The 12,705-nt window shown below is 64.0% G+C and carries 10 protein-coding genes; 3 read left to right on the top strand and 7 right to left on the bottom strand.

The window, feature by feature from the left end; genetic code table 11:
- Nucleotides 1–178: 178 nt before the first annotated feature.
- The 3 genes from YY7_RS50975 (at nt 179) to YY7_RS0107500 (ending at nt 7,085) form a co-directional block, all read left to right on the top strand.
- Nucleotides 179–3,112, top strand: a complete 2,934-nt coding sequence (locus tag YY7_RS50975) for an ATP-binding protein (RefSeq protein ID WP_051396580.1) — start codon at nt 179–181, stop codon at nt 3,110–3,112.
- A 340-nt stretch (nt 3,113–3,452) separates the two neighbouring features.
- The gene (locus YY7_RS0107495; protein WP_028162703.1) at nt 3,453–6,296 is read left to right on the top strand and encodes an ATP-binding protein; all 2,844 of its coding nucleotides are present in this window, start codon (nt 3,453–3,455) and stop codon (nt 6,294–6,296) included.
- An 81-nt stretch (nt 6,297–6,377) separates the two neighbouring features.
- Nucleotides 6,378–7,085, top strand: coding sequence for a hypothetical protein (locus tag YY7_RS0107500; RefSeq protein WP_028162704.1), 708 nt, complete (start codon nt 6,378–6,380; stop codon nt 7,083–7,085).
- A 40-nt stretch (nt 7,086–7,125) separates the two neighbouring features.
- Here the strand turns inward: YY7_RS0107500 and YY7_RS0107505 are convergent, their stop codons facing one another.
- The 7 genes from YY7_RS0107505 to mdcC form a co-directional block, all read right to left on the bottom strand.
- Nucleotides 7,126–8,028: an alpha/beta fold hydrolase gene (locus YY7_RS0107505; protein WP_028162705.1), complete on the bottom strand. Its 903-nt coding sequence runs from the start codon at nt 8,026–8,028 to the stop codon at nt 7,126–7,128.
- A gap of 166 nt (nt 8,029–8,194) precedes the next feature.
- Nucleotides 8,195–9,136, bottom strand: coding sequence for an acyltransferase domain-containing protein (locus YY7_RS0107510; RefSeq protein WP_028162706.1), 942 nt, complete (start codon nt 9,134–9,136; stop codon nt 8,195–8,197).
- A 58-nt stretch (nt 9,137–9,194) separates the two neighbouring features.
- Nucleotides 9,195–10,082 (bottom strand): triphosphoribosyl-dephospho-CoA synthase MdcB, encoded by an 888-nt coding sequence (gene mdcB, locus YY7_RS0107515; RefSeq protein ID WP_028162707.1) that lies wholly within the window; start codon nt 10,080–10,082, stop codon nt 9,195–9,197.
- Nucleotides 10,079–10,759, bottom strand: coding sequence for a malonate decarboxylase holo-[acyl-carrier-protein] synthase (gene mdcG / locus YY7_RS0107520; RefSeq protein ID WP_028162708.1), 681 nt, complete (start codon nt 10,757–10,759; stop codon nt 10,079–10,081). Before mdcG ends, mdcB begins: the two co-directional genes overlap by 4 nt.
- Nucleotides 10,734–11,456: a biotin-independent malonate decarboxylase subunit gamma gene (mdcE, locus tag YY7_RS0107525; RefSeq protein WP_028162709.1), complete on the bottom strand. Its 723-nt coding sequence runs from the start codon at nt 11,454–11,456 to the stop codon at nt 10,734–10,736. Before mdcE ends, mdcG begins: the two co-directional genes overlap by 26 nt.
- Nucleotides 11,443–12,381, bottom strand: coding sequence for a biotin-independent malonate decarboxylase subunit beta (locus YY7_RS0107530; RefSeq protein WP_028162710.1), 939 nt, complete (start codon nt 12,379–12,381; stop codon nt 11,443–11,445). The genes mdcE and YY7_RS0107530 overlap by 14 nt, the downstream gene beginning before the upstream one ends.
- Nucleotides 12,378–12,695, bottom strand: coding sequence for a malonate decarboxylase acyl carrier protein (gene mdcC, locus YY7_RS0107535; protein ID WP_028162711.1), 318 nt, complete (start codon nt 12,693–12,695; stop codon nt 12,378–12,380). Before mdcC ends, YY7_RS0107530 begins: the two co-directional genes overlap by 4 nt.
- Nucleotides 12,696–12,705 lie beyond the last annotated feature (10 nt).

Raw genomic sequence — 12,705 nt, forward strand, 5'->3', positions numbered from 1 at the left:
CCTTTGGCTAAGGTTGCTAGGCGTTCGGAAAGCAATATGATGCGCTGGATTGGTCCCTCGACGATCTCAGGTCATTTGGAGTTCGGACGGGCACCGCGACGTGTTGCTCCGGTGCGCATCAAGCTGATGCGGTGAAGGACGGAGAGCGTCGGCCACCTGCTTGATTGAGGTCCCGAACATGGGCGACCGCACGCAACGCGCCGTCCGCGAGGCCGGTCGGGATTCGGCCGCGCCGGAGACCGTTTGCTTCGGTCCGTTTCGGCTGCATGCAGGGCAAAGAACGCTGGAGAAGGACGGCACTCCGATTCAGCTCGGCGGCCGGGCGCTTAATCTTTTGATCGCCCTGGTCGAGCGTGCCGGCACGGTGGTCAGCAAGACTGACCTCTTGGCCAAGGTGTGGCCCGACATCATCGTCGATGAAGGCAGCCTCAGGGTGCAGATCGCGGGCCTTCGGAAAGCGCTCGGCGACGGCGAGGCCGGCGCGAGATACCTGACCACCGTTTCGGGGCAGGGCTACTGTTTCGTCGGACGGCTTTCGCATCCGAATAATCAGGAGCAGTCCTCGATCGGGCCGAGCTCCGAACCGCCCCACAATCTGCCGGCGCGGCCGATGCGGATGGTGGGACGCGACCAGACCGTCCGCGACATATCGGCCAAATTGAGGAGCGAGCGTTTCGTCACCGTCGTCGGCCCCGGCGGCGTCGGCAAGACCACGGTGGCGGTCTCCGTCGGCCATGAATTGCTGGAAGCGTTCGCCGGTGCGGTCCGCTTCCTCGACTTTGGGACACTCCATGATCCCGCACTCGTTCCAAATGTCGTCGCCTCGGCGCTCGGCCTCCTCGGCCAGGCTGGTGATCCATCGGACAGTCTGGTGAACCTGCTCCGCGACAGGCGGATGCTGCTGATACTGGATTGTTGCGAGCATGTGATCGAGACATCGGCCGCGCTGGCCGAGCGGCTCTATGCGGAGGCGCCGCAGCTCCATATCCTGGCCACCAGCCGGGAGTCGCTGCGGGTCGAGGGCGAGCATGTTCACCGTCTGCAGCCGCTCTTGAGCCCGCCTGATGACGCCGGCCTGACGGCCGCACAGGCACTTGCCTTTCCCGCAGTCCAGCTATTTGTGGAGCGCGCGGCTGCGAGCGGCGGGCATCTCATCGAGCTGAGCGACGCGGACGCGCGCCTGGTTGGCGAGATCTGCCGCAGGCTGGATGGCATCGCACTGGCGATCGAGCTCGCCGCCAGCCGCGCCAGTGCCTCCAATATCAAGGATACGGTCGCGCTCTTGAACGACGCATTCAAGCTCCTGGGCGAGGGACAGCATGCCGTGCTGCCACGGCATCAGACCCTGCGCGCGACGCTCGACTGGAGTTACAAATTGCTGTCGGAGCCCGAGCGCATGGTGCTGCGGCGGGCGGCCGTGTTCGCCGGCAGCTTCACCTTGGAAGCCGCGCGCTCGGTTGCTGGCGCAGAGGACGCCGACGACGGGCATGTGATCGCGGCCGTTGCCAGCCTGGTGGCGAAATCCATGCTTGCGGCAAGCGCGAGCGGCACATCAACGCGATACAGATTGCTCGACACGGCACGGGCCTATGCCCTGGAACGGCTTGCCGCCAGCATGGATGCCGATGCGACGGCGCGGCGGCATGCCCGCTATTTCCTGCATCTGCTGCAAGAGATCGGTAGCGGCTCGGCCCCATCATCGGAAGCGAACCGATTTGCGGCGATCGCGGACCAGTTCGGAAACATACGCGCGGCGCTGACCTGGTGCTTCTCCGAACGCGGCGACCGCGCAACGGGCGTCGCGCTGGCCGCAGCGGCCATGCCGTTTTTCCTCAAACTGTCCCTGTTCGCCGAGTGCCAGCTCTGGGCCAAGCGCGCGATCGCACAGCTTGACGTGGCAAATCACAGCCTGAAATACGACCTCGACCTTCACGCCGCCCTGGGCCTGGCGCTGTTGCTCACGAAGGGGACCACCGACGACGTTTACGCCTTTCTGACGCGAGCGCTTCGAATAGCCGAAGAGATCGGCGACGTATCCAGCCAGCTTCGCCTGATCGAGCGCGTTCACGTGTTCCAGATGAGGGCGGGAAATTTCACGGAAGCGCTGGCGCTCGCCAAACGCGGCGAAGCCGTCGCGTCCGATCACGGCGACCGCATTAAACTTGCGCATATGCGGATCGCGCTCGGCGTCTCCTGCCATCTTGCCGGAGACGCGCGGCTCGCCCGGTCTTATGTGGAATCGGCGTTGTTGCAATTGCCGGGCTCGGAACCTGATGTCGATGATCCCCTGAACTACGACTACCTCAGTCGCGCACGAATCACGCTGGCTCGCATCCTGTGGCTTCAGGGATATCCCGATCAGGCAGTCGACACGGCGCGGCGGGCCATCGCCGACACGATGCGTATCGGTCATCCTGCCAAGCTCTGCATGGCGATGCTTTGGGCATTCTCGATCTTTGTCTGGAACTCGGAAACGGAGAGCTACGAAGAATACGCCGACAGGCTTATCCTGGAGGCGAGCAAGCACGCGCTCGGGCCGTACCAGACGATTGGCTACGGAACAAAAGGCGTTGTCCTGGTGGCGCAAGGCCAGGTCGAGACCGGGATTGCGCTGCTGCGGGGCGCGCTCGAAGTCATGCACAGCCATCGATATGGCTCGCTCGCGGATTTCCGCATCGCGCTGGCGCAGGCGCTCGCCACCATCGGGCGGGAAAAGGAGGCGCTTGATACGATCGATCTGGCAATCGGCCGTGTCGGGCAGAACAAGGATATGTTCTGCATGCCCGAGCTGCTGCGCGCAAAGGCGGAAGTGCTGCTCTCCGCACGAAGCCCCGATCCGGTGCAGGCAGAGCGCTGCCTGAAGGAGTCGATTGACCTGGCCCGCCGTCAATCGGCGCTCGCCATGGAACTGGTTGCCGCGACCTGCCTCGCGAGACTTTGGCTCGGGCAGGATCGCGCTGCCGAGGCGCGGCAGCTCCTCGCCCCGACCTATGCCCGCTTTACCGAAGGGTTCAACAGCCGCGCGCTCAAGACGGCACGGGCGCTGTTGGATGAGCTGGGCGCGCAACATTTGGATTCGTCGACGGATGCAAGACTGGCGGTTCGGGGATAAGGCACCGAACGCATCCGCTTGGCGCCGATCTGCGTCTATCCGGCAACCGCGATCATGCGAACTCGAAATGAAGGTGCAGATCCGAAAGACCCGAGCTATCCGATCCGGCATGGTCTGTCGCGTAAGCATTCAAGGCCACCAGCTTGCGCCATCGGCTCGCAGCGCCCTCCCAAGGCAACGAGCCCAAGGGGGCCGTCCTATCCCCCCGCCCCATCCCCGGGACGGCCCCCTTCTCTCCCCATGCATTGTCCCGTGAGCGGATCCCGTCCAAACTGGTGCCCTAATCCGGGCACAAATCATAGTTGGGCCAAAGACGGCTCTCGCAGCAGGCAGGTACCGCGTGCAGGGCGACAATAGCGACGAATCTGCACTGGCGTTCGGACCGTTCCGACTGCTGCCGAAAGCGCGACTGCTCGAAAAGGACGGCAATCCCGTTCATATCGGCGGCCGCGCGCTCGACATCCTGATCTTCCTCGCCGAACGCGCCGGCGAGGTTGTCGGCAAACGGGAATTGGTGTCCCGGGTATGGGCCGATGTGAACGTCGACGAGGGCAGCCTCCGCTTCCACGTCAGCGCGCTGCGCAAGGTGCTCGGCGACAGTGCGTCCGGCGCGAGATATGTCGTGAACGTTCCTGGTCGCGGCTATTGCTTCACCGCGCCGATCGTGCGCGCGGAGACGAAGCCTGCCGCAACGCCGGCCGGCAGCCCTCCCCTTCCGGCGCAAATTGCCAGGATGATCGGGCGCACGGAAACCGTCGAGACGATTGCCGCCGAGCTCGCCCGCCACCGCCTGGTCACGGTGGTCGGACCGGGCGGCATCGGCAAGACCACCGTCGCCCTGGCGGTGGGGCACCGTCAGCTTGCCGCTTTTGCCGGAATGGTCAGGTTCGTCGATTTCGGCTCGCTGCGGGACAAGCGCCTGGCGCCGAGCGCGCTCGCATCGGCATTGGGGCTTTCGGTTTCCTCCGACAATCCGCTGCCCAGCATGCTGGCGTTTCTGCGCGAGAAACGCATGCTGTTGATCTTCGACAGTTGCGAGCATCTCTTGGAAAGCCTGGCGATGCTCGCGGAAAGCATCATCCGCGAGGCGCCTGAGGTTTCCATCCTGGCAACCAGCCGTGAATCGTTGCGCGCCGAAGGCGAGCAGGTGCATCGGCTGTTTCCGCTGGATTGCCCGCCGGAGCGCGCTGCCATCACGGCTCCCGACGTGCTGGCCTATCCCGCGGCGCAATTGTTTGTCGAACGCATCGCCGCGAGCCTCGGGGGGTTCGAGCTCGGCGATGCCGAAGCGCCGCTGGTGGCGGAAATCTGCCGCAAGCTCGATGGCATTGCGCTGGCGATCGAGCTCGCCGCCGGTCGCGTCAACGCCTATGGAATCCAGGGCATAGCCACACTGCTCAACAGCCGCTTCTCGCTGTTGTGGCAGGGCCGGCGCACCGCAGTGCCCAGGCATCAGACGCTGAGCGCGGCGCTCGGCTGGAGCTACGATCTATTGACTCCCATCGAAAGCGTCACTCTGCGCAGGCTGTCGGTGTTCGCCGGCACCTTCACGCTGGAAGCCGCCCTCGCGGTAGCCTCCGAGGATGGGACCGACGAAGCCGAGGCGGTTGAGGCGATCGCAAACCTGGTGGCAAAGTCGCTGATCTCGCTGCCGTCGACGGCTCAGCCGGTGCGCTATCGGCTGCTCGACACCACGCGCGCCTTCGCCGCGGAGAAGCTTGCGGAAAGCGGCGAAGCCACAAGGATATCGCGCAACCATGCGATCTATTTCCGCGATCTCCTTGCGGGCATCGCGGCGAGAGCGGCAGCATTCTCGACCGGCGACAGCTTCACTCCCTATGCGGATCATCTTGCCAATGTCCGCGCGGCGTTGGATTGGAGCTTCTCCGACCAGGGCGAGCGCGCGATCGGAATCGGGCTTGCCGCGGCGGCCGCCCAATTCTTCCTGCAGCTTTCGCTGCTGACGGAATGCCATCGCTGGGCGCGACAGGCGCTGACGGCGTTTGATCCGCAAATTGCCGACCCGCGTCAGGAGATGGAGCTTCAGGCCGCGCTTGGCGTGTCCTTGATGTTCACGCAAGGCAACACCGAAGAAGTCCATGCGGCCCTCACCCGCAGCCTGCAACTGGCAGAGTCCCACAACGACCTGCACTGGCAGCTATGGCTGCTGCGAGAGCTTCATATCTATCTAACCCGGATCGGCGATTATCATGGCGCGCTGGCGATGGGCGAGCGCGGCGCGGTGGTTGCCAGGACATTGAGCGATGCCGGTGCCATCCGTACCGCGGAGTGGATGCTCGGAGTCGCCAACCACCTGATCGGGAATCAGAACGATGCCGTCTTGCAATGCGAGAGCGCCACGACCCATGATCCGTCTCGCCTGCAGATCAACATGCAGCGGCTCGGATATGATGACCGGATCGTTGCGCTGGTAGCTCTTGCGCGAAGCCTCTGGCTGACGGGACGTCCCGACCGCGCCATCGCGGCGGCGAGATATGCGGTCAGCGAGGCCGAGCGCACAGAGCAGCCGCTCACCATCGGCATCGGCCTGATATGGTCGATCTACGTGTTTCTCTGGGTCGGCGATTGGGAGGACGCCGACAAGCTGATCGAACGTCTCATCAATCATGCAGCCAGGCATTTTCTCGGGCCCTATCAGGCCGTGGGACTCGGACTGAAGGGCGAACTGTTGATCCGCCGCGGAGAAGCCAAGATCGGCATCGAACTGCTGCGCCAGGGCGCCGGAACATTGCGGCAGATCCGGCACAAGATCCTGAGCACGGTGTTCGCGGCAGCGCTCGCCGAAGGCCTGGTGCAGGTGCGGCAATACGAGGAGGCGCTCGGCATCATTGATGAGGCGATCGCGCAGCGCGACAGCGCCGGGCAGTCGTTCGATCTGCCAGAGATGCTGCGCGTCAAGGGATACATCCTGGCTTCCTCGGCCCGTCCTTACGAGGCCGAAACCTGTCTGATGCAGTCACTCACGCTGTCCCGCGAGCAAGGCGCACTTGGATGGGAATTGCGGGCGGCCGCCACCTTGGGACGGCTCTGGCGTGAACAGGGCAATGCAGCAAAGGCACATGCACTGATCGCTCCGCTCTATGCACGATACAGTGAAGGCCTCGACAGCGCCGATCTCAGGTCCGTAAAATTACTGCTCGATGAGCTGACTGCGGGTATCTAACAACATCTAACGCGCAAATTCGCCCGCGCTGGGCCATGCTCCCTGCACGATTTTGGGGCTGGTCGAACACGGGATTTGCGAATGGCATTGCTTGATGACGCCCTCGATGCCTGCGGTGGGCTGGAACGATGGCGTCGGTTGAAGAGATTCACCGTCCACCTTTCCATCGATGGCGCGCTGTTCTCCCGCATCGGCAATGCAGGGCGGCTCAAGGACATGGTCATGGAAGGTTCGACCGAGGTCCAGACGCTGCAATTCATCGGCTTCACCGCTCCCGACAGATGCGGCCTGTTTCAGCCCGACTGGGTCGCCATCCAGAGTCTGCAAGGCGAGATCCTGCGTTCATGTGGCGACCCGCAGACAGCATTTTCGGATCACCACGACGAAATGAAGTGGGACGATCTGCGCCTGGCCTATTTTTGCGGCCTCTCACTCTGGAACTGTCTGACGACCCCCTTCCTGCTGGCGCAACCGGAAATTGAGACCGAAGAGCTGCCCCCCTGGAACACGGGCGGCCAGATCTGGCGGCGTCTCCGCGCGCTGTTTCCACCGACCATCGTTACGCATTCGCGGGAGCAGATCTTCTACTTCGATAGCGATGGGCTGCAGCGGCGATTGGACTACGAGGCCGCGGGCACGCCAATCGCGCACCTGACCTGGGCGCATCAGAAGTTCAACGACATCGTCATTCCCACGCTCCGCCGATGCCTGTCGCGTCAGCCCGATGGCACGCTGGTTACCAAGCCCGCTCTGATCGACATCGAGATCTTCGACGCGTCGTTCGAGTAGCAGCCAGCGAGCGGTGTCGACCGTCGCGTCGCGTGTGCGATTACTCCTTGCCCTGAACGAAGAGCTGAATCAGTGCGACGAGAACATCGGGCGCATCCTCCTGGCTGAAGTGGCCGGCATTGGGCAGCTTGATGATGGGCCGGTCCGGCCATATTCCCCTGAAGTCGGCGATTTGGACCGCCGGCGAGATAGCTCTGTCCTTCATACCGACGGCGAGCATTGCTGGCTTTGACTTCAGATTGTCGACGAGAGGAAAACCTTCAACGACGTATGGGATAATCCGACCGAGCAGCACATCGAGCGGGAACTCGATCGCTCCGATACAGTCCTCCCTTGCAGGAAAGGCCGAACCATAGGCCGCGAGCCAATCGGAATTCACTGCCGACAGATTCTCAAGACCAATGATCTTCATGATGCTGAGAATGTTGACGTCCAGATGTCCCAACACCTCGCCAAGCGTGCCGGCTTCGTAGTGCTTGCGGACAAACTGAAACCAGGGCGTCTGCGCGTCGAACTCCGCGTTGCCATAGCCCGCCAATGTGTTGAGGAGGAACAAGCGCTTGACGCGGTCGGGGTGTCGCAGCGTGAAGGCCGAACCGATCGGCCCGCCCCAATCCTGCATGACCAGGGTGATGTTCCTCAGATCGATCGCTTCGATGAGGTTCGTAAGGTTGTCGACATGGGCTTTCAGCGAATACTCGCGATCGCGAGGAGTCTCGCTTTTGCCGAAGCCCATATGATCGGGAACGATGACCCTGTGCGTCGCAGAAAGCGGCGGAATGAAGTGTCGATATAGATAGCCCCAGGTCGGCTCACCATGCAGACAAATGATGGGATCGCCGTCGCCCTCGTCGATATAATGCATACGAAAGCCGTTCCCGTCAAAATAGTGCGGCGCAAAGGGCCAGGTTGCACCAAACGTCTCGGCTGCAGGAATCGTCATTTGCCGGATCTCCTCATGCGCGGGTGTCAGTTGCAATTATATACGTCATATAAAGGCCTCATCGAATGTTCGCTATCAACGACGAACCGTCGTAATGCCGGCATGACGATAATCTTTGCGTGAGAAGCCGCGCGTCGGCGACCGATAATATTCGGTTCCGATTGAATCAGAACCGAATATCCAGATGGGTGGTCAGCCAGGCGCGAACGCCGTCCAGCGTGCGGAAATCGTCCAGAGATCGGGTCGCGACGTCATGATAGGCGCCAGCCACCATCTCGCTCAGCGCCCGGCCCGGCCCGAGTTCCAGAAACACCGTCGCTTCGCTCTCCAAGCAGGCCTGCAGGCAATCGGCCCATTGCACCGTCTGCGAGATCTGGACCGCCAGCTTGTCAAGACCGGTTTTGACATCGATGACGGGCGCAGCGTCGATCCCGCTCAGGAGCCGCGTTCCGGCTGGCAGTACCATCACGGCAGCATGGCTTAGTCTGTCGCGGAATTCCGTCGATGCCTTGGCAAGCCGCGGGGTGTGGGAGGCAACTTCCACCGGTACGTCGACGACCCTGGCCGCCTTCATCGCTTTCGCGTCATCGGCGAGCGCTTTCAACGCTGCGCGGCTTCCGCCGAGAATGAAGGCGTCGCCCGGATTGACGATGGCGACGGCGGCATCGTGCCGCTCGCACAAGGTGTCGATGGCATCGCGGGGAAGGCCGCGAACGAAGACCATTCCGTCACCGGGCAGCGTGGCAGCGTCCATCGCTTCCGCGCGGCAGGCCACCAGGTCGAGCGTATCCGTCATGCTCGTAAGGCCTGCGACGCCCCAGGCCGCGACCTCGCCAACGCTGTAGCCGGCAACGATGAGCCGGTCAGGCATTTGGGCGCGCAGCACGGAAGCTGCGGCCAGCGCCTGCAGCGTGCAGAGGATCTGGCCGATGCGATTGTGGTGCAGCACTTCAGCGCTCTCGCTGCGGACGATCTCGCGCGGATCACGGCCGCCGAGCAGCATCGCCGCATGGGCAAACAGGCTGGCCGCCTCCGGCGCATCGCCGGTCAGGGCGAACATGTCGCGGTGCTGCCGTCCCTGCCCCGAGCAGAGGATTGTGAGAGTCATGGCCAGCCCAGCATCACGAAGAACACCAGCGCCAACGCAAGCAGGATCGCATTGGACATCAGGGACACGACCTTTCGTGGGCGTCGACGAACAGGGTCATGGCCAATAGATCGGCCGATCCGCCGGGGCTGAGCCGGCGGACGACGAAGCTCTCGTGGATGGCACGAGCGCGCTCCTGCCAATCGGGCGCACCTACGCCGCCCCGGCCGAGAAATTGCCGCGCCACACGGCGCGCAAACAAGAGGCCGTCCAGCCCGCCGCGATGCAGCAGGTTGGTGTCCTCGACCGCGGCGATCAGCGCGAAGCATGTTTCGACCCGCGCGGCCTCCGCGTCGGCAGCAACGAGAGCTCCCCTGTGCAGGGACGGGAGGCCGACGTGGTAGACACTGGGAAATCCCTTGGCCGCCTCGACGCGCGCGCCACCGGCACCGAAGCGACGACGGGCTTTCATGCCATGGCTGTGGAGCAGCACAGGCCCGCCGAGGATGCTGCCGCCCCACAGTCGCGTCACTGTTGCTCCGAGCGACAAAACCGGATCGACCTGCCCGCTGCTCCTTGCGCCCGCCGCCGCGCACAACAGGCCGAGGCCGAAGATCGCGCCGCGATGGGTGTTGATGCCCGACGTCGCAGCAAACATCGCCGCCTCGGCCTCGAGACCGATGATCCTCAGCCGCTCCATCGTCCAGCCGCCGGCACCTGCTTCCGCCAACGCGGCGAAATAGGGGCCGATGGTTTTGGCACTGACGCGCAGCGTCTCGGCATCCATATCCTCATGACTGCCGCGATCGATATGGCTCACAAGGCCGGGCTTCGGCCATGTCTCCACTTCCAGCAGCAGGCAACCGACGGCGCTTGCCGCGATCGCCGCCGCATCGGGCGCGCATGGCGCCATCACCTGTGGACGAGGCGCCCGCTGTTGCGCGCTCCATGCCAGAGCCAGCGTCATGACGGCATCTCCCGGGCGAGGAAGAGATTCGTATCGAGCAAGGCGACGCCGCCGATGGTCTTGACCAGCACCTGGTCCGCGCCGGCATGCAGTTCCCGCCAGTTCACGGCGGCGCCGTCGTCGCGCACCAGTTCGCCATCGAGACGCATCGGCGCCAGCGCTTCGATCTCGGCGATATCAGCGACGAGACCTTCAACATCCGTGTCTCGACCAATGCGCAGCAGCAGGTCGAGATCGGAGCGATCGGTCAGATAATCCAGTCCGGTCAACACGCGCCAGGCCAAGCCGCCGAACACCCTTGCTTCCACCGAATGAATCCAAGCGAATTCATCGAGACGTTCGAGCGTCGGCCGCCACGCGAGCGGCGCCATTCGAGCGGCCGCCGCCAACGAGGGTGGCGGCGCGATCGATATCACGTCTTCGGTCTGCAGCAGGAAGGAAAGTCGCCGCTTGCCGGCAGAGGGCGGTAATGGCAGGCCCGCCGCCACGCCGTGCTGCTCGCAAGGCGTGGCACGCCGCCCGATCAACGGCCAGCCGTTCGCGACCCATCGCGCGACCAGCGGATCGGCCGCCAGATCGCTCCGCACCGCGAGCGCCGCACACCAGCTCTCGGGGCGGACGAAGATCAGATCATGGCGCCTCATCGGTCCCTCAGCGGGTTTGCATGGCAAGCTCACGCACGCGCTCCGCGATGTCAGCGGCCTTCATGCGGCCGCCGCGCTCCTTGCCGAGTGCATCGCGTCGGTCGCGCGCATCGCCCATGTTGCGCAGCAGTTTTTCCAATTGATCGGCCAGCGAGACCTGGTCGTCCCAGATGACATGCACCGCGCCGAGTTGAACCAGATTTTGCAGGCCGGGAGCGAACACCGGCGTGGACTTGGCTTTCTCCTCGAGCACCTCGATCGGCAATTTCGTCACCTTGGACATCGACGGCAGGTCCATCACCGCCGGGTCCGCGCTCGGCAGTCCCACCAGCACGCGGGTCGCCAGCGCGGTGGCGAGGAACGCTCCCGCCGCCGAGTGGCCATACAGTAGCCCGATCGTGGGCTTTCCCTGGATATCCGCATGGATGAGCGACTTGGCGAGATGAGCCAGGAACTCGTTCAGTCCCAGAAGCTCGTCGCGCTTGCTCATGCGCTGGCTGTCACTGTCGACGATGACCAGTATCGGACCGCTTCCGCGCTTGATCGCGCCAAGAACGGCGCCCGAGAGCCTGATCGCCTCGTCGACACCAAGCGCGGTTCGATCAGCGACTCCGATGACCAGCGCGCGGTCGCCGGATCGCAGCGTGCCGGACCCGAGCAGAACGCCACCGTCATTCTTGACGTCGTGGCCGTCGGGAAACATCGAGGCTAGGATCCTATCGAGCGTCACGGGCAATCCTCCGGACCTTGTCGGCAAGTTCGATGAACTGATCGGCCGGCAGCGCTGGAACGGACGCAGCGTCGGCAACACGCTCCGCCGCCCAGATCTCGACCGCATCCCGGCAGGTGCCAAAGCGCTGCAATCGATCTTCGAGGCGGGACTGTTCGGCATTTAACGTATCGATGCCGAAGCCCGCGGTGGTCTCAAGCAATTCCAGGGCAGCCTCACGGAAGGCTTGCACCGTGTCGTCGGCGAAGAGCTCGGCGCCGCCGATCAGCCGCCGGTGCTTGCCGCCCATGGTGCGCCAGACCAGGGCACGGTCGCGCGAGTCGAACTCTTCGACGCCGCGATTGGTCTCGATGACCTCGGGACCGGAGACGGCGATACGTCCCTGCTCGGACACTGCCAGCGCCGAACAGCAGCCCGCGATCAGTCCGCCGCCGCCATAACATCCAGAGCGGCCGCCGATCAGCCCGATCACCTTCACGCCGGCGGTCCGCGCCTCGATCACCGCGCGCATGATCTCGGCGATGGCAAGCTCGCCCGCATTGGCTTCCTGCAGGCGGACGCCGCCGGTGTCGAACAGGATTACTACCGGGATCGACTTGAGCTCCTTCGCCGCACGCAGCAACCCCGTCAGCTTGGCGCCATGGACCTCGCCGAAGGCGCCGCCCATGAAGCGGCCTTCCTGCGCCGCGATGAAGACCGGCGAACCCGCAAACTGCCCGCGACCGATGATGATGCCGTCGTCGAACTGCTCGGGAAGGTCGAACAGTTTCAGATGCGGGCTGACCTCGCGCCGTTCGGGGCCGATGAATTCGACAAAGCTTCCGGGATCGAGCAGCAGCCGGATCCGTGCCCGCGCCGAGGCCTCGTAGAAGCTCGTCGCCCTCGCCTGCTCCAGCGACGGCTTTTCCAGATTCGCGACGCTCATTGCTCGTTCTCCGCCATCAGCCGGACAGCCTGGGCGAGACGCAGAGAGACGGTGTCCGGCCGCGCGCCGCCGTCATTGATGGAGAATTTGAGCCCGCCCGGCGAGTAGCGTTCGACGAAGTCTGCGACCACGGCGTCCCAGACCTCGCCGAAGCCTTCGGCCGCGGTCTTGATCTCCAGTCGGCATTCCGTTTCAGGCAGCACGCGTTCGGCCAGCACTTCCAGATTTCCGGAAGCCACCACACCGATGATTGCCATTTGCCTGGTCCCGCCGGCACGAGCGCGGGCTTGATGGTGAAAGCTCAAATCTTCCATCGCGGCTATC

The sequence above is a fragment of the Bradyrhizobium elkanii WSM2783 genome, from assembly GCF_000472865.1.
In the GTDB taxonomy this organism is placed as follows: domain Bacteria; phylum Pseudomonadota; class Alphaproteobacteria; order Rhizobiales; family Xanthobacteraceae; genus Bradyrhizobium; species Bradyrhizobium elkanii_A.